Below are 16,490 nucleotides of genomic sequence, written 5' to 3' on the forward strand. Positions count from 1 at the left end.
GCCTTAGTGATGACTCTATCACGAAAAATAAACCATGTCTAGTACACGGATATAGTCAATCCGAGGGTGATAACCGCATGATAATAAGGATCCATGCTCTTCTATTTCTTCTTTCGTAATCGACTTGCGTCCACCAGTATTTTGACGATTCCAAAATGCAATAATATGTTTTGCATCTAGTAAATAAAATTCATCAAAAAGTGTAAATTTAATAATAACAAATGCAATTCCATTATGAGCAACCACTTGCTTCATATGTTCAATTTGATGAAGGTGGAAGTTTTGAAGTGGGAAACTAGTTTTATTTTTGGTTTCCTTTGCTTCAAAATCGATGTATTTCCCTTTGTATACACCGTTGTAATCTGTTGTAGAAGGTTGTTTAAAATACGCTTCTTTTACCACTGCAGCACTTCGAGCGGGGTAATCTACTTTTACAATTTGAAGAGGTGTAGGCTTTTTATGTACACATGCAATATTATGGGTTAAGTAATATTGATTTGTTTCATTCAATTCCTCTTCAAGGGACATACCTCTATTACTATAAGTATGTGTTTTTATAGGTGTTTTTTGAGGTTGTGAAGCTTGATTATACCTTTTTCCATTTGGGTAACGAATGGTCATAGTGTGTCCACCCCCAACTTGCTAAGAATTACTTACAAAGGTGATTATATCAAAAAATGAAAAAAGATGTGACCTTTTTGATGAAAGGTATGATGACTTATTTATGTTTACATGGAATGATTATATGAAAATTAAACAAAATCGAGAAAAAAATTTTTGTATAGAGGAAGAAAAAGCAATCATTCACAATATTAAAAAGAAAACAGAAATAGCTAATGTGGACAATATTTCTCGGACACAATCTTATCAAGAATATTATTTAAGAAATAGTGAAATCAGGTGGGCCTTTTTAGCGAGTATGGTTTCGAGAAATGCGGGCTGGAATATGACTGATTTAGAAGGGAGATATTATGCTACTGTTTTACCTAGAACGGTAAAAAAACATTTATTTCTTCTGTACGAACAGGCTAATTGGATTATTTTTTTAGATGCATTTCCTCAGCTATTATTGTATGAGGAAAGTAAGAAGAGACATGCACCTCTCTTTCATTTGTTGCAATACTTCAATGTATCAATTTTTATGGAAAAAGAATGGTTACTTTTCTGGGAAAGAAGAGATACGAATAGACTTATGACAGCGCTTATTATAAATGAACAAAATAAAATTCAAAAACCAGTCATTGAGAACACATATTTTAAAAAACATGTATTCCATACTGCACTTTTTAAAGTACAAGAAAGACTTCATATTAGTGCAGTTATCTTCCCAACAATTGAAGGGAGAATGTATGGGTTTTCGGTTTATCAATTTGAAACGTTACAAAAGCGTATAGAACTAGGAAAAAAATTAGCATGGTTATTGTTTCATCCAATTTATAATGGTTCGTTTTATAAGTTTGCACTGCAAACTACACATACTGGGTCTAGAGAAGATTATGAAGTTTACGCAAAGGAAACTAGAAAGTCTTATACGCCAACACTTAGAGATATTTATCCTGTTATTTTACATGAAGAAATAAAAATGAGAGATTGGTTTTGTGCAAATATGAAAATGAATGTGTTATTTGTACTTGAAGAACCTAAAGGGGAAGTTAATATAACAGAATGGTATAGAAGAAAGAGAGAACAAATCTATAGGCTATCTATCGTAAACCGTTTTGCTAAAAGGATCGATGAGTTCATGATATAATAAAAAAGAAGTCCCGTCTTCCATTTTGAAGACGGGACTTCTTAATTTGAAAAAATCCTGCTATGCGTGCTACAACTTTAATTTGAAAAAATCCTGCTATGCGTGCTACAACTTTAATTTCAAAACGTAATGCTAGTAGGAGATTAAGGATGATTTGAAATTTAAATGTTCGTAATAAAGTCTCGCTTTATGTAGCAGGGAAGTTTGGACCATCTAGCTTTGGATTGCCAGTCTCGGGTTTATTTTGTTGTTTGTTTTGGTTTTTCTTTTTTTCATTTTTGTTCTTTGCCATTGTAATACACCTCCTTTTTGTATTGTTACCATTTCTATAAATGACATACGAAATGATTTCTTTGACGAATAACAACTAGTTTTGTCATGTGGGCAGGAGTGGTGAATCATTCGGCGAAATTACATGACAAAGGAAAAGCAAAGAAGGAGGCGTTTTGTATATGGCGATGGTTCAGAAGGAAGATGTAATGAAAAAAATGGATCAAATGTTAAGTTCTCTCGATTTGCTGGAAATGAATATAGGGATTAGAATGAATCATGCATTAAAGGATGCGAGTGAAAAAATATGTAATAAGATAGAAATAACAGAAATGCATATTGAACATATGGAAAATAAATTAGTGCATCACGAAGAAAAAGGGAATTGGGTGAAGACATTTCAAAACGTCGTAGTGAGTGCATAATAAGGTGGGAAATAAATGAAGAATGAAGCATTAATACAGTCTTCAGAAAAACTCATGCAGTATAATAATGAAGCGAATGTAAAAAAAAGAGAACTAACTGAATACGACTTTTATAAGGATATGAAACCGTTTGTAGATATGGTAGATGAGGAATTAAAGAAGTGGAAAGAACTAGCTTATACGTGGATTAAAGAAGAAAAGCCAAAGTATATACATGTACAGCAAATTGATCAAGTATACGATAATTTACAAACGAATGTGTTGCAATGCTTTGTAAATAAAGGTAAAGGTAAACGATTCTTTGAAACACACCAAGCCATTTCGTATACTTTGCAAAATATAGTTGAGCAATGTAAATAACAAGAGGGAGAGCCCTCTTGTTATTTTTATGCTTCTGTCATTGTTGTAGGTTTTGTTGCGCCGTTTATTTCTAATTCTTTTATTAATGTTCGATAATCTGATATGCATATTTTTCCTTCGAGATACCAATGTCTCGCAAAGTCTAATAATTCATTTGCATTCTCTGTGCAATACCCCTTTTTTTGAGAAAACGCTTGTTTTAAATCCCCTAATACCATGTTGATTCCTCCCCCATGAGAATCTTCTTCTTAATTATCATAGCATGGAAGGGTTTTCTTTTTTAATTTTTTAAAAATTTAAACTTCCGACAAAAATAGACATATATTCCATCACACATATTATTTTATAGGTACATATTATATATGTAGAAACTTATGTGAAGGAGGAGAGAATGCATGTTTCAACAACCTAACGTATACCAGCAAACGAATCCATATGCACAGCAAAATATGTACCAATATAATACGGATACATATTTACGGTATAATATGTATCCTTTCGAGCCTTATTATGGAAATCAAAATTATTATCAACCGTTTGAAGTGTCCTTTATGAATCAAGCTCAACAACCACAACAGCAGCAACCTTATGTGAATCAAGCTCAACAATCACAAGCTCAGCAACCATACATGAATCAACCACAGCAGCAGCCTTATATGAATTCGCAATATTATATGCCACCACCATCGCCGTATGCTAATCAACAAGCGATGTTTTATCCACCAAAACAACCGTACCCGACGCAGGGTAAGCAAAAGCAACAACAGCCAAGCCAGTTTTCTAGTTTTGTTTCTCAATTTAAAACATCAGATGGTAACTATGATGTAAATAAAATGATGAATACAGCTGGACAAATGATGAATGCGATGAATCAAGTGACAGGTATTGTAAAGCAAGTTGGAGGCTTTTTTGGTAAGTGATGTTGAAGGATTGTCTATAAAAACAATGTAAATGAAATAAAGGACTAGACAAATTTCCTTGTAATAAATGGGTATATATAACAAACGGCTTTCTCTCTTTTCTCATACTGTAAAGTGTAATCAGATTTTTTTAACGAGAGAGGAGAGAAAAAACTATGCATCATTGTCATCCTTGCTTTGGAGGGCATAAGCCTACAGGACCTATTTGTACGACTGCTCCTGTCATTCATCCGACGAAACAATGCGTAACACACTCTTTTTCAACAACGGTGGTGCCACACATTTTCCCAACACATACAACACATGTACATCATCAACAAATTAAAAACCAAAACTTCTTCCCACAAACAAATTCAAATGTAAATGTTGTGGACCCAATCGACCCAGGATTCGGTGGCGGATGTGGACCGTGTGGTCATGGACATCATGGACATCATGGACATCACGTATCACCATTTGGTCCAGGACCAAATGTATCTCCGTTTGGACCAAACGTATCACCATTCGGACCGAATATTGGACCAAACGTATCACCATTCGGTCCAAATATCGGACCAAACGTTGGTGGAATGTTTAAAAAGTAAATGATATGTTAGAACTAGCGAAATGCTAGTTCTTTTTTTGTAATTGGAGTGTTGATATGAAAGTTATTGCAGTAACAGGATATAAGCCATTTGAACTTGGAATATTTAAAAATGATCATCCAGGGGTGGAGTGTATAAAGAAAGCGTTACACCGTAAATTAACCAATTTTGTAGAAGATGGTTTAGAGTGGGTTATAATAAGTGGCCAATTAGGTGTAGAATTATGGGCTGCTGAAGTTGTTTTTGAAATTCAAGTAGAATATCCAGATTTAAAATTAGCGGTATTCACTCCGTTTTTAGAACAAGAAGAAAATTGGAAAGAAGATAATCGTGAATATTACGAATTTATCCTTTCTCAAGCAGACCATGTTGATAGTATCACGAAACGGAAGTATGAAAGTCCAGAGCAATTTAAATTAAAAAATCACTTTTTTATTGAAAAAAGTGATGCGCTTTTAGCGGTATATGATGAAGAAAAACCAGGAAGTCCCAAATATATTGTAGAAGCAGCAAAGAAAAAAGGAGAAATAGAAAATTATCACAGTTATTTCATTCTTTTTTCTGATTTACAAGATATAATAGAAGAGGAACAGTGGAATAATGCAGAGTAAATATGTAATATAGTACTCGTATATATGATTGACAAAAAGCATTGTTTCTGAAAAAATTTAGTTAATGAAAGTTTTGGTAAAAATTTGAGGTGAAGAAAATGATTTCGGATAAAATTAAATTAACAGCGAAAGATATTTTAGAAAAAGAATTTAAAACAGGTATGAGAGGTTATCAGCAAGAAGAAGTAGACAAGTTTCTTGATATGATCATTAAAGACTATGAAGCTTTCCACAAAGAGTTTGAGCAATTAAAGCAACAAAATGCTCGTTTAAAGCGTGAATTAGAGGAACAAAAACTAGCAGTAACGCAAGTTCCACAACAACCTGTACAAACACCAGTTGCACAACCAGTTTATAACAACACGAATACGGATATTTTAAAACGCTTATCTAACTTAGAAAAAGCTGTATTTGGAAGTAAGTTATACGAATGATGTAAGGTGGGAAAAGGTTTAAGCATTTTACATAGAAAAAAACGTTGCAAAATCTTTTTGTTTCCACTATACTAATGGATGTCATAACGTTTGGGTAATCGCTGCAACGCCAACGTTGTAGAGGAAAGTCCATGCTCGCACGGCCTGAGATGGCTGTAGTGTTCGTGCCTAGCCAATTCATAAGCTAGGGTATTCTGGCTGTAAGGCTGGTTTAACGGCAGGGAAAAAACCTAAGTCCTTTCGGATATGGTTTGACTACCTTTAAAGTGCCACAGTGACGAAGTCCTTGAAGAAATGATAGGAGTGGAACGAGGTAAACCCCACGAGCGAGAAACCCAAATAATGGTAGGGGAATCTTTTCCAAGGAAATGAACGACGGGAAAGGACAGGTTTTATAACCTGTAGATAGATGATTGCCACCGGAGTACGAGGCGTGGGCCGTTTGTAGTACAAAGGAACAGAACATGGCTTACAGAACGTTATGAACCAACTATGAAATAACTCAGCTCTCCTTTGTTAGAGGAGGGCTTTTTATTTGTATGAAGTTATAAAGTATGAGTTAAAATGGTTAATGAGAAAATTTTTCGTAAAATGTAATGATTAATAGGACCAATTGCTATTAATTATTGTTTGAATATACATAAGAGGTGAATGCAAATGGGAAAAGTTACTTTAATTGCAACAGCGGCAATGGGTATTGAAGCGTTAGTTGCCCGAGAAGTTCGCGATCTTGGTTATGAATGTCAAGTAGAAAACAGCAAAGTAACATTTGAAGCAGATGAAAAGGCGATTTGTCGCACGAATTTATGGTTACGTACTGCGGACCGTGTAAAAATTAAAGTTGGCGAATTTAAAGCAACAACATTTGATGAGCTATTTGAAAAAACGAAAGCATTAAACTGGGGAGATTATATTCCAGAGAATGGCGAATTCCCTGTTATTGGTAAATCTTTAAAATCTGAATTATTCAGTGTTTCGGATTGCCAACGTATCGTTAAAAAAGCTGTCGTTGAAAAATTAAAAACAACATATAAACGTACAACTTGGTTTGAAGAAGATGGTCCGTTATTCCGTATCGAGATTGCAATGCTAAAGGATATTGCAACATTAACAATTGATGCGAGCGGTGTTGGACTTCATAAACGTGGATACCGTATGGATCAAGGGGAAGCTCCGTTAAAAGAAACATTAGCTGCGTCTTTAATTAAATTAACAAACTGGAAGCCAGATCGTCCATTTGTTGATCCATTCTGTGGATCAGGTACAATTCCGATTGAAGCAGCATTAATTGGACAAAACATTGCACCAGGATTTAACCGTGGTTTCGCATCTGACGAGTGGGGCTGGGTAGGTAAACAAAACTGGCGTGAAGCTCGTCAAGAAGCTGAAGATTTAGCGAACTATGATCAACAATTACAAATCATTGGATCCGATATTGATCATCGTATGATTCGAGTTGCTCAAGATAACGCAGAAGAAGTAGGCTTGGGCGATTTAATTACATTTAAACAAATGCAAGTAAAAGATTTCACAACAAAAGAGGATTATGGCTACGTTGTAACGAATCCTCCATACGGAGAACGTTTAAGTGAAAAAGCACTCGTTGAACAACTGTACAAAGAAATGGGACAAGTATTCCGCCCATTAGATACATGGTCAGCATATGTATTAACAAGCTATGAAGCATTTGAGAAGTGTTACGGAAAAGATGCGTCGAAGAAGCGTAAACTGTTTAACGGATTTATCCGTACAGATTACTACCAATACTTCGGAAAACGTCCACCGCGCAATTCATAGTATAAAACTCCTCCAGCGCGCATATACTGGCTATTATGTAATGCGTAAAGGAGGAAGTGATATGGATAATTTCCAATTATCAATGATTCAAAAAGCTATTCACCGTACGTATGATGAGCTCGGAAAAGAAGTGGATAGTCAAGGTGCGATTGTAGATGAAATACAAAAAGCACAAGAAGAATATTTGTCAGCTCTTTCACATGAAACAGCGATTGATAAACGGTATTTAAAGTCATTAATATAGAAGAAAATTTTCCTTTTTCGAAAGGAAAATTTTTTTTCGTGAATTTCTATGTATTGCAACAGGGGAAAGTGGCTGCACACATATGAGTAGCGGTTGCTATTATCTTTTTATAGAAAAACTTTTTGGTTGGAGGCTAAGGATGTTTACTGAGAAGAGATTACCATTTGAAGTAGGAAAACAAGATAATTTTTATGATAAGTTGAATGAGTGGATTGGAGATGTGTTTTACGACATCCTTCCGGAAAAAGGCTTTGAAGAGCGTGATGAACAAATTTTTATGGCGTTTCAGTTAGAACGCGCTTTCCAAGAAAAGAAAGTTATGTTCGCAGAAGCTGGTGTAGGAACAGGGAAAACAATTGTATATCTTCTATATGCAATTTGTTACGCGCGTTATACTGGGAAACCAGCTATTATTGCTTGTGCAGATGAAACGTTAATTGAGCAGCTTGTGAAAGAAGAAGGGGACATTGCTAAGTTATCTGAAGCATTAGGGCTATCTGTTGATGTAAGGCTTGCAAAATCAATGGATAATTATTTATGCTTACGTAAACTTGAAGATGTTATGAGTGGACGAGCTCCAGAAGTAATTGAAGACGTATATTATGAATTACCACAATTCGTATTTGATCATGGTACAATGCAAAACTTTACTCACTATGGTGACAGAAAAGAATTTCCACTTTTAAATGACGAAGAATGGTCAAAAGTAAATTGGGATTACTTCCAAGATTGCTTTACTTGTGATTCTCGTCATCGTTGTGGACAAACTCTTTCTCGTGAACATTATCGTAAAGCAGCAGATTTAATTATTTGTTCTCAAGATTTCTATATGGATCATATTTGGACGTACGATGCTCGTAAGCGTGAAGGGCAAATTCCGTTATTACCAGAAAGTAGCTGTGTTGTATTCGATGAAGGACATCTTGTAGAATATGCAGCTCAAAAAGCTTTAACATATCGTTTAAAGCAAACGATGATGGAGCAACTTTTAACGAGATTATTACAAAACGATATTCGTGAAGAGTTTGCACATTTAGTAGAAGAAACAATTTGGCAAACAGAGCGATTCTTTGATGTGTTACAAGAAAACAAAAAAGAAATTGCTGGTTCTGATCGTTTAGAAATTACTGTGACAGAAAAAGTAACAGCTGAAGCAAAACGACTTTATGCGAAAATTGGTGAAGTCGGTGATGCGTTAGTATTTGAAAGTGAAATGCATACAGTAAATACGTATGATTTAAATATCGTTGATGAACATTTAGATGTATTAGAACATTCACTTCGTCTATTCATGCATGAGAAAAATGTAATTACATGGGGTGAAGAAGGTGATGGAGCCTTCACGTTAGTAATTATGCCACGTGCAGTTGAAGAAGTATTACAAGAGAAAGTATTCTCGAAGAAAATCCCGTATATCTTCTCATCTGCTACATTATCTAATAACGATTCATTCGCATTTACAGCAAATAGCCTAGGGGTAAAAGATTACTTATCATTCTCAGTTGCCTCACCATTTGATTATGAAGAGCAAATGGCAGTAAACTTACTATCGCATACGAAAGAAAATGAGTGGGAAAGAAAGTGTCAATATACACTTGAAAATATACAGAAAACAAACGGACGTACACTTGTATTATTCCGTACAACGCAAGAACTTGCAGCGTTTAAAGAATATGTAAGTAAAGAACAAATGTCAGTTCCGTTCTTATATGAAGGGGATCAAGAAATTAGTCAGCTCGTTTCTCGTTTCCAAAATGAAGAAGAGACTGTACTTTGTGCCGTTCATTTATGGGAAGGTTTAGATATTCCTGGTTCATCATTATCACATGTTATCATTTGGTCATTACCATTCCCTCCAAACGATCCTGTGTTTGAAGCGAAGCGTAAACATGTAAATGATCCATTCTGGGATGTAGATGTACCGTATATGATTTTACGTCTTCGTCAAGGGATTGGCCGTTTAATTCGTACGAGCGACGATAAAGGTGCTATATCAATCTTCTTATCTGATACAGAAGATGAGAAAGTGATAGAAGCGGTGAAAAACGTACTACCAGTAGAAGGTAAAGAATTATAAGGAGAAAGCTTGGCGCTTGCCAAGCTTTTTTTCTATTATAAAAGGAAATTAGATTTTCATGTCGAATTAAGTTTGAGGTAGAAAAAGGAGGTTTTTATACAATGACAGTAGCTACATATGAAGTAGAAAAACAATTTTTAACATACGTGAAGAAGATACAAAATTACGGAGAAGCATTAAGCTTAATGTTTTGGGACTTAAGAACAGGTGCACCTAAAAAAGGTGTGGACCAGCGCTCAGAAGTAATTGGTATGCTTTCATCGGAAGTGTTTGCTATGTCGACTTCAGATGAGATGGGAAATTATTTAGCAGAGCTTGAAGCTTTAATAAGTGAAGACAAACTTTCTGAAACGACGAAGAAAATGGTTGAAGAGTGTCGGAAAGAATATGATAGAAATAAAAAAATTCCACAAGCGGAATATGAAGCGTATGTGAAATTAGAAGCGAAAGCGGAAAGTGTGTGGGAAGAAGCTCGTGAAAAATCTGATTTCGAAATGTTCCGCCCGTACTTAGAAAAAATTGTTGAATTTAAAAAGAAATTTATTACATATTGGGGTTACGAAACATATAAATACAATACATTATTAGACATGTATGAGCCAGGTATTACAGTAGAAGTTTTAGATCACGTATTTGGTCAACTTCGTGAGCGCATCGTGCCGCTTGTAAAAGAAATCTCTGAGTCTAAAAAAGGATTAAAAACAAGTGCTTTATCGGAAAAATTTTCAAAAGAAAAACAAAAGAACTTTACATTAGAACTATTAAAGCAATTGAATTATGACTTTGAAGCAGGCCGTCTTGATGAAACAGTACATCCATTCGAGATTACATTAAATAGAGGGGATGTTCGTATTACGACACGCTATGACGAAAAGGATTTCCGCATGGCTGTGTTTGGAACAATTCATGAATGTGGTCATGCTGTATATGAACAAAATATTGCAGAGAAATTTGAAGGTACACCGTTATGTAGTGGAACATCTATGGGTATTCATGAGTCACAATCGTTATTCTTTGAGAACTTTATCGGCCGTAATAAATCATTCTGGAAGAAAAATTATGATTTATTAAAAGAGTATAGCAATGGTCAATTTGATGATATGTCAGTCGATGAATTTTATGATGCAATTAACGAATCGAAGCCGTCATTCATTCGTATAGAAGCAGATGAGCTTACATACCCGCTTCATGTTATGGTGCGTTATGAATTAGAGAAAGAATTATTTGATGGTACATTACAAGTGAAGGACTTACCAGCAGCTTGGAATGATAAGATGGAAGCATATTTAGGAATTCGTCCGGAAAATGATGCGCAAGGTGTATTGCAAGATGTTCACTGGGCTGGTGGCTCATTTGGATACTTCCCATCTTATGCGCTTGGTTACATGTATGCAGCGCAATTTAAGCAAAGAATGTTAAAAGACATTCCGAACTTTGATGCATTATTAGAAGAAGGAAACGTAACACCAATTCGTGAATGGTTAACAGAACATATTCACCAATATGGTAAAACGAAAAAGCCACTTGAAATTTTAGAAGATGTAACAGGCGAAGGGTTAAATGCAAATTACTTAGCAGATTATTTAGAAGTGAAGTATAAAGAAATTTATGAGTTATAAAAAAGAGCTGCTTACTTGCAGCTTTTTTTTATAGGGGGATAGAAGATGGTTTATACATATACAGTAATGACGCAAGAAGAGGCGGAAGAGATTGCATATAACTGGCATTATAAAGGGGAATATTCCTTTTACGATATAGAGGCAGATGAAGAAGATTTAGCTGAGTTTTTAGAGGGTGAGAGTAGAGGGAATCATGTGTTTTCTGTGAAAGAAAATGGTACTCTCATTGGGTTCTTTACGGTTTGTAAAATAAATAATGGAACGGTTGATATAGGACTTGGAATGAGACCTGATATAACTGGCAATGGATTTGGTTTACAGTTCGTGAATGCTGGACTAGCTTTTAGCAAAGAAAAATACGGATGCAAATATATAACACTATCAGTAGCGACATTTAATGAGAGAGCGATAAAAGTGTATAAAAGGGCGGGATTTGAAGCGGTTGGAACGTTTATACAGAAAACAAATGGTGGTTGTTTTGAGTTCTTGAAAATGAACTATATATGTAAACGTGATTAAAAAACAGAGGGATCTTCTGTTTTTTTATTTTGATTTAGAAATATATGATACATATTTTTTTACTTGTTGTAATTGAGAGTTTTGAAATTTTGGTAGAGGGTGTGTATGATAGAAGTTTAGTAGTAAATAGTAGGTTTAGCAAGGAAAGGTAGAGGTAGTATGATTACAATTAAAACGAAAAATGAAATAGATTTGATGCATGAATCTGGAAAATTACTTGCTTCATGTCATAAAGAAATTGCGAAAATGATAAAGCCAGGTATAACGACACAAGAGATTGATACGTTTGTTGAAATGTATTTAAAAAAGCATGGTGCCACATCTGAACAGAAAGGTTACAACGGGTATCCATATGCGATATGTGCATCTGTAAACGATGAAATGTGTCATGCGTTTCCAGCCGATGTTCCTTTAACTGAGGGTAATATTGTAACAATTGACACGGTAGTAAACTTAAATGGGAGTCTTTCAGATTCTGCTTGGACGTATAGAGTTGGAAAAGTTTCTGATGAAGCAGAAAAGTTGTTGTTAGTAGCTGAGAATGCTTTGTATAAAGGGATTGATCAGGCGGTAATTGGTAATCATGTAGGAGACATTGGCTATGCAATTGAAAGTTATGTAACAAATGAAGGTTTTTCTGTCGCAAGAGACTTTACGGGACATGGGATTGGTAAAGAGATTCATGAAGAACCAGCAATTTTTCATTTTGGGAAACAAGGACAAGGACCTCAGTTACAAGAAGGAATGGTAATTACAATTGAACCGATTGTAAATATAGGTATGCGATATTCTAAAGTAGATTTAAATGGGTGGACTGTACGAACGATGGACGGGAAATTATCAGCTCAATATGAGCATACAATTGCGATTACAAAAGATGGGCCAATCATTTTAACGAAGTTGTAATTGGGAATGAAAGAGTTTGCAAAACTCGAACAAAGATAGTGGTTTTTAAAAATTTGTACGTGTTTTTTTGATAAATGCTTTTCAAAGCATAAAAAGTACGTTATAATCCTTCTATAAAATAAATAGTTAGCTACACTCATATAATCGCGGGGATATGGCCTGCAAGTTTCTACCGAAGTACCGTAAATACTTTGACTATGAGTGAGGACGAATATAATTGCTTGTTTAGCATTCTTTTTTTGCGAAACTCCAAAAGCGCGTCTCTCACTTGTAACGAGTGGTGGCGGCTTTTGGAGTTTTTTTATTGCATAAGAGGGGGAACAAATATGAAAGTATTACAAGAAAAGATTTTGAACGAAGGAAAGGTTTTATCTGGTGACGTATTAAAGGTAGATGCTTTTTTAAATCATCAAATTGATCCAGTACTTATGCAAGAAATCGGAAAAGAATTTGCTAAACGTTTTAAAGAAGAGAACATTACAAAAATCGTGACGATTGAATCTTCAGGCATTGCACCAGCAGTTATGGCTGCATTAGAGCTTGGTGTAAAAGTAATTTTTGCACGAAAACGTAAATCGTTAACGTTACAAGATAATATGTACGTTGCAAACGTATATTCATTTACAAAACAAGAAACAAATGAAATTTCATTATCTCGAAATCATATCGATGAAAATGATCGTGTATTAATCATCGATGACTTTTTAGCAAACGGTCAGGCTGCTTTAGGTTTAATGAGTTTAGTAGAGCAAGCCGGAGCGAGTATTGCAGGAATTGGAATTGTTATTGAAAAAGCATTTCAAGATGGAGGAAAGAAGCTTCGTGAACAAGGCGTTCGTGTTGAATCACTAGCAGAAATTGCATCACTTGATAACGGCACAGTTACATTTGTACAGCAAGAAACTGCGGAGGTGAAATAAACGATGAAGCAGCATCCATTTAAAATTGCATCGCTCGGCATGCAGCATATGCTTGCAATGTATGCTGGAGCAATTATCGTTCCGCTTATTGTGGGCGGTGGACTTGGTTTGAATCAAAAAGAGTTAACATATTTAGTCTCAATTGATTTATTAATGTGCGGCGTTGCGACAATTTTACAAGCATTATCAAATCGCTTTTTCGGTATTGGGCTTCCAGTTGTGCTTGGTTGTACATTTACAGCCGTTGGACCGATGATTGCAATCGGGAAACAATACGGTGTGTCTTCAATTTATGGAGCAATTATTGCAGCTGGGTTATTCGTTGTTATTTTTGCGAAATTATTTGGAAAACTTGTAAAACTATTTCCACCTGTTGTAACAGGATCTGTCGTTACAGTAATTGGAGTTACACTTGTTCCAGCTGCTATTAATGATATGGCTGGCGGAGTAGGAAGCAAAGATTTTGGAAGTCTTGAAAACTTAGCGTTAGCATTTGGAGTGTTATTATTTATCATCATTATGTATCGTTTCTTTGATGGATTTATCCGTTCCATTTCTATTCTATTAGGTTTGTTGTTCGGTACTATCGTTGCAGCGTTTATGGGGAAAGTAAGTTTGCAAGCGGTTGGAGAGGCGGATTGGTTCCACGGTATTCAACCATTTTACTTCGGTACACCAACATTTGAATTAACACCAATTATTACGATGATTTTAGTTGCTTGCGTAGGGATTGTAGAAGCAACGGGTGTATACTTTGCATTATCTGATATTTGCAATAAAAAAATCGGTGAAAAAGAATTAACAAAAGGCTATCGCGCAGAAGGATTAGCGATGGTGTTAGGTGGCATTTTCAACGCGTTCCCATATACAACATACTCTCAAAACGTAGGACTTGTTCAATTAACTGGAGTAAGAAATCGCGTTATTATTTATACTTGTGGTGGTATGTTAATCGTTCTTGGATTTATTCCAAAAATTGCAGCCATTACAACGATTATTCCGAAATCAGTACTGGGCGGTGCGATGTTAGCGATGTTCGGTATGGTTATGGCATATGGTATTAAAATGTTAAGTAGCGTTGATTTTGGTAAACAAGAAAATTTATTAATCGTTGCATGTTCTGTCGGAATCGGACTTGGAGTTACAGTCGTTCCTACTTTATTCTCACAACTTCCTGAAAATATTCGTATTTTAACAGATAACGGAATTGTACTTGGAAGTGCGTCAGCAGTACTTTTAAATATCGTATTTAATATGGTGCCGCAGCGTAAAGTGAAAGTAAAAGAAGAGCCGGTGTCTATGCAAAGTGCGGTAAGAGAAGCGTAAAAAAGCAAGGTCTCATTATGAGACCTTGCTTTTCTTTTTAAGTGGCATCATTTTTCCGTACGTACCAAGACGCCAAATGTACTCAAGTGGCCCGTATTGATAACGTGAAAGCCACCAGCGGCTAATAAAGATTTGTAACGTGTAGAAACCGACGCAGAATAGTGGGCCTACCCATAATGGAGCAAGATAATCATTTTTGAACAATAGTCCGAATACAAGTAACGTAACAATTGTATGCGAGATGTAGTTTGTTAACGCCATTCTACCAACGTATTGGAACGGGCGTAATATCTTTTGCCATTTTTCTGTTTGCAATAAACGCATTAGCGTGAAAATGTAGAATATGAATAATGTCTTTCCGCTAAACATTGTAAAGACCTGCATATAAATTGGTTCATAAAATGGTTTTGATAAGAAGTAACGGACCATGAAGAACCACATTGGTAATGTTAAAAGGAACATAATAATTTGCCATTTTTTAAGTTTTAGATCTAACTCTTTCGTGCGGCGGAAAATATCCTTTTTGCCGGCGTATAAACCAAGCAAAAATAGCCCAACTGTTTCTGGGAGCATGAATGCATTTATTTCAATTCCGTCAGCGTAAAATGCATGGAAACGATTTTGTATTTGTGACACCCAGTCTTCAAGTGGCATGATAGGTAGGGAAAATCCTAACTCTGCCTTCGGAACGAATGCAATCATAATACCAGCGAGTAGCATGAAAAACTGAAAAATACTTAATAAAACGATTGCCCATATTAAAATAGTACGTGGCTTGCTCTTGTAAAATAAAAACAAGAAAAATCCAGCAATTGCATAAGTGTGTAAAATGTCCCCGTCCCATAAAAGAACGTAATGTAAGAAGCCAAATAATAATAAAATAAGTAAGCGACGAACAAATAAAGTTTTTGGTCGATCTGTTTTAGCTTCAGCACGAGTCATAAAAATGTAAAAGCCTAGGCCAAATAAAAACGAAAAGATCGTATAAAATTTCGTTTGAATAAACATATCGTAAATTAGACGGATATAGCTATCTAGCCCTTCATAAACTCCTGAAATATCACGTGAGTCAATCCCAGCGATAACAGGCCAGTTCACAAGAAAAATACCTAGTACAGCTATTCCTCTAATAATATCAATGGAGTGTATCCTCTCGCCTTGTGAAATATTTTGTGTCATTATTTTCCTCCTTGTTAAGTAATTCCCTTTTATTATACAAAATGTAAGATGGGGGGTATAGGGTGGATTTCCATTTTTTTTAACTATTAAGTTATGTAAGATGCGATATAATAAGAGTGCACAACAAGTTTTAATCTTCTTCAAAACAGGCAGTGAAGCTCCTTCTTATAAGGGGCTTTCTTTATGAAAAGTGTTGATAATGATTCTCTTTAATGATAAAATGTATTCAAAAGTGATAATCATTATCAAAAAAGGTTGGTGCATCAGTATGGTATATGCATTAGTAGCAGGTACAGTCGCTGTATATGCAGTTATTGCGAAGTATGTTTTAAATGGAGTAGGAACAGCAAAATGAGTGATATGACATAAAATCCCTTTCATTTGTAAAAAGAATGAAAGGGATTTTTTATTTTTAATGAGAATATGCTGAAAATTTAGTATGATAGTAAAGTGAAACTGTAATCAATGGGTAGGTGTAACTCTCACTGGTTATGAGCTCGCAAATAGCGGGGAAAAGTATATACATCTTGGATAAAGGGGAACAAGGGG

20 protein-coding genes, 1 other RNA gene and 1 riboswitch are annotated in these 16,490 nt (G+C 35.3%); of the genes, 17 read left to right on the top strand and 4 right to left on the bottom strand.

Annotated elements, in window-relative coordinates:
- Positions 1-18: 18 nt before the first annotated feature.
- Positions 19-621 (bottom strand): Holliday junction resolvase RecU, encoded by a 603-nt coding sequence (gene recU / locus ACQGSG_RS01530; RefSeq protein ID WP_000155598.1) that lies wholly within the window; start codon positions 619-621, stop codon positions 19-21.
- A 103-nt stretch (positions 622-724) separates the two neighbouring features.
- Between recU and ACQGSG_RS01535 the strand changes: the two genes are divergently transcribed.
- Complete coding sequence (locus tag ACQGSG_RS01535) at positions 725-1,750, top strand: DUF2515 domain-containing protein (RefSeq protein WP_000495652.1); 1,026 nt, start codon at positions 725-727, stop codon at positions 1,748-1,750.
- Positions 1,751-1,937: 187 nt separating this feature from the next.
- Here ACQGSG_RS01535 and ACQGSG_RS01540 read toward each other — a convergent pair whose 3' ends face one another.
- Positions 1,938-2,117 (bottom strand): hypothetical protein, encoded by a 180-nt coding sequence (locus ACQGSG_RS01540; RefSeq protein ID WP_001987054.1) that lies wholly within the window; start codon positions 2,115-2,117, stop codon positions 1,938-1,940.
- A gap of 85 nt (positions 2,118-2,202) precedes the next feature.
- On the opposite strand from ACQGSG_RS01540, the gene ACQGSG_RS01545 reads away from it, so the two are divergent.
- Both ACQGSG_RS01545 and ACQGSG_RS01550 read left to right on the top strand, forming a co-directional pair.
- Positions 2,203-2,445, top strand: coding sequence for a hypothetical protein (locus ACQGSG_RS01545; RefSeq protein WP_001252036.1), 243 nt, complete (start codon positions 2,203-2,205; stop codon positions 2,443-2,445).
- 15 nt (positions 2,446-2,460) lie between these two features.
- A complete protein-coding gene (locus ACQGSG_RS01550) occupies positions 2,461-2,805 on the top strand; it encodes a YppE family protein (protein ID WP_000786940.1) in 345 nt (114 codons plus the stop codon).
- A 26-nt stretch (positions 2,806-2,831) separates the two neighbouring features.
- Here the strand turns inward: ACQGSG_RS01550 and ACQGSG_RS01555 are convergent, their stop codons facing one another.
- A complete protein-coding gene (locus ACQGSG_RS01555; protein ID WP_000242652.1) occupies positions 2,832-3,023 on the bottom strand; it encodes a YppF family protein in 192 nt (63 codons plus the stop codon).
- A gap of 177 nt (positions 3,024-3,200) precedes the next feature.
- Between ACQGSG_RS01555 and ACQGSG_RS01560 the strand changes: the two genes are divergently transcribed.
- From ACQGSG_RS01560 to pbuX, 13 genes are all read left to right on the top strand, one after another.
- Positions 3,201-3,725, top strand: coding sequence for a YppG family protein (locus ACQGSG_RS01560; protein ID WP_000487626.1), 525 nt, complete (start codon positions 3,201-3,203; stop codon positions 3,723-3,725).
- Positions 3,726-3,880: 155 nt separating this feature from the next.
- Complete coding sequence (locus tag ACQGSG_RS01565; protein WP_000546268.1) at positions 3,881-4,309, top strand: CotD family spore coat protein; 429 nt, start codon at positions 3,881-3,883, stop codon at positions 4,307-4,309.
- 56 nt (positions 4,310-4,365) lie between these two features.
- Complete coding sequence (locus tag ACQGSG_RS01570) at positions 4,366-4,920, top strand: DUF1273 domain-containing protein (protein WP_000862911.1); 555 nt, start codon at positions 4,366-4,368, stop codon at positions 4,918-4,920.
- A 98-nt stretch (positions 4,921-5,018) separates the two neighbouring features.
- A complete protein-coding gene (gpsB, locus tag ACQGSG_RS01575; protein ID WP_000622431.1) occupies positions 5,019-5,354 on the top strand; it encodes a cell division regulator GpsB in 336 nt (111 codons plus the stop codon).
- A gap of 86 nt (positions 5,355-5,440) precedes the next feature.
- An RNA gene (rnpB, locus tag ACQGSG_RS01580) (RNase P RNA component class B) lies at positions 5,441-5,831 on the top strand.
- Between the two features lie 180 nt (positions 5,832-6,011).
- On the top strand, positions 6,012-7,151 hold the full coding sequence (locus ACQGSG_RS01585) for a THUMP domain-containing class I SAM-dependent RNA methyltransferase (protein ID WP_000521223.1): 1,140 nt from the start codon (positions 6,012-6,014) through the stop codon (positions 7,149-7,151).
- A gap of 61 nt (positions 7,152-7,212) precedes the next feature.
- Complete coding sequence (locus ACQGSG_RS01590; protein WP_000368570.1) at positions 7,213-7,395, top strand: DUF3921 domain-containing protein; 183 nt, start codon at positions 7,213-7,215, stop codon at positions 7,393-7,395.
- A 139-nt stretch (positions 7,396-7,534) separates the two neighbouring features.
- Complete coding sequence (locus ACQGSG_RS01595; RefSeq protein WP_000493698.1) at positions 7,535-9,472, top strand: ATP-dependent DNA helicase; 1,938 nt, start codon at positions 7,535-7,537, stop codon at positions 9,470-9,472.
- Positions 9,473-9,573: 101 nt separating this feature from the next.
- Positions 9,574-11,091, top strand: a complete 1,518-nt coding sequence (gene ypwA, locus ACQGSG_RS01600; RefSeq protein ID WP_000215064.1) for a carboxypeptidase — start codon at positions 9,574-9,576, stop codon at positions 11,089-11,091.
- Positions 11,092-11,136: 45 nt separating this feature from the next.
- A complete protein-coding gene (locus ACQGSG_RS01605; protein WP_000263212.1) occupies positions 11,137-11,610 on the top strand; it encodes a GNAT family N-acetyltransferase in 474 nt (157 codons plus the stop codon).
- A gap of 159 nt (positions 11,611-11,769) precedes the next feature.
- Positions 11,770-12,516, top strand: a complete 747-nt coding sequence (locus ACQGSG_RS01610; protein WP_000628416.1) for a type I methionyl aminopeptidase — start codon at positions 11,770-11,772, stop codon at positions 12,514-12,516.
- A 116-nt stretch (positions 12,517-12,632) separates the two neighbouring features.
- Positions 12,633-12,734: riboswitch (purine riboswitch) on the top strand.
- Between the two features lie 108 nt (positions 12,735-12,842).
- The gene (locus ACQGSG_RS01615) at positions 12,843-13,436 is read left to right on the top strand and encodes a xanthine phosphoribosyltransferase (protein WP_000866483.1); all 594 of its coding nucleotides are present in this window, start codon (positions 12,843-12,845) and stop codon (positions 13,434-13,436) included.
- Positions 13,437-13,439: 3 nt separating this feature from the next.
- Positions 13,440-14,762 (top strand): xanthine permease PbuX, encoded by a 1,323-nt coding sequence (gene pbuX, locus ACQGSG_RS01620; protein WP_000809222.1) that lies wholly within the window; start codon positions 13,440-13,442, stop codon positions 14,760-14,762.
- Between the two features lie 15 nt (positions 14,763-14,777).
- On the opposite strand, the gene ACQGSG_RS01625 is transcribed toward pbuX, so the two are convergent.
- The gene (locus tag ACQGSG_RS01625) at positions 14,778-15,941 is read right to left on the bottom strand and encodes a DUF418 domain-containing protein (protein WP_000193090.1); all 1,164 of its coding nucleotides are present in this window, start codon (positions 15,939-15,941) and stop codon (positions 14,778-14,780) included.
- Between the two features lie 190 nt (positions 15,942-16,131).
- On the opposite strand from ACQGSG_RS01625, the gene ACQGSG_RS01630 reads away from it, so the two are divergent.
- Complete coding sequence (locus ACQGSG_RS01630) at positions 16,132-16,296, top strand: hypothetical protein (RefSeq protein ID WP_171902527.1); 165 nt, start codon at positions 16,132-16,134, stop codon at positions 16,294-16,296.
- The last annotated feature ends 194 nt before the right edge of the window (positions 16,297-16,490 follow it).

Source organism: Bacillus sp. GMa5/1 (genome assembly GCF_050172015.1).
Lineage (GTDB): Bacteria > Bacillota > Bacilli > Bacillales > Bacillaceae_G > Bacillus_A > Bacillus_A cereus.

Excerpts from the sequence above, each read along its gene's own strand:
- recU (WP_000155598.1), bottom strand. The coding sequence starts at position 621 with ATGACCATTCGTTACCCAAATGGAAAAAGGTATAATCAAGCTTCACAA.
- ACQGSG_RS01535 (WP_000495652.1), top strand. The coding sequence starts at position 725 with ATGTTTACATGGAATGATTATATGAAAATTAAACAAAATCGAGAAAAA.
- ACQGSG_RS01545 (WP_001252036.1), top strand. The coding sequence starts at position 2,203 with ATGGCGATGGTTCAGAAGGAAGATGTAATGAAAAAAATGGATCAAATG.
- ACQGSG_RS01550 (WP_000786940.1), top strand. The coding sequence starts at position 2,461 with ATGAAGAATGAAGCATTAATACAGTCTTCAGAAAAACTCATGCAGTAT.
- ACQGSG_RS01555 (WP_000242652.1), bottom strand. The coding sequence starts at position 3,023 with ATGGTATTAGGGGATTTAAAACAAGCGTTTTCTCAAAAAAAGGGGTAT.
- ACQGSG_RS01560 (WP_000487626.1), top strand. The coding sequence starts at position 3,201 with ATGTTTCAACAACCTAACGTATACCAGCAAACGAATCCATATGCACAG.
- ACQGSG_RS01565 (WP_000546268.1), top strand. The coding sequence starts at position 3,881 with ATGCATCATTGTCATCCTTGCTTTGGAGGGCATAAGCCTACAGGACCT.
- ACQGSG_RS01570 (WP_000862911.1), top strand. The coding sequence starts at position 4,366 with ATGAAAGTTATTGCAGTAACAGGATATAAGCCATTTGAACTTGGAATA.
- gpsB (WP_000622431.1), top strand. The coding sequence starts at position 5,019 with ATGATTTCGGATAAAATTAAATTAACAGCGAAAGATATTTTAGAAAAA.
- ACQGSG_RS01585 (WP_000521223.1), top strand. The coding sequence starts at position 6,012 with ATGGGAAAAGTTACTTTAATTGCAACAGCGGCAATGGGTATTGAAGCG.
- ACQGSG_RS01590 (WP_000368570.1), top strand. The coding sequence starts at position 7,213 with ATGGATAATTTCCAATTATCAATGATTCAAAAAGCTATTCACCGTACG.
- ACQGSG_RS01595 (WP_000493698.1), top strand. The coding sequence starts at position 7,535 with ATGTTTACTGAGAAGAGATTACCATTTGAAGTAGGAAAACAAGATAAT.
- ypwA (WP_000215064.1), top strand. The coding sequence starts at position 9,574 with ATGACAGTAGCTACATATGAAGTAGAAAAACAATTTTTAACATACGTG.
- ACQGSG_RS01605 (WP_000263212.1), top strand. The coding sequence starts at position 11,137 with ATGGTTTATACATATACAGTAATGACGCAAGAAGAGGCGGAAGAGATT.
- ACQGSG_RS01610 (WP_000628416.1), top strand. The coding sequence starts at position 11,770 with ATGATTACAATTAAAACGAAAAATGAAATAGATTTGATGCATGAATCT.
- ACQGSG_RS01615 (WP_000866483.1), top strand. The coding sequence starts at position 12,843 with ATGAAAGTATTACAAGAAAAGATTTTGAACGAAGGAAAGGTTTTATCT.
- pbuX (WP_000809222.1), top strand. The coding sequence starts at position 13,440 with ATGAAGCAGCATCCATTTAAAATTGCATCGCTCGGCATGCAGCATATG.
- ACQGSG_RS01625 (WP_000193090.1), bottom strand. The coding sequence starts at position 15,941 with ATGACACAAAATATTTCACAAGGCGAGAGGATACACTCCATTGATATT.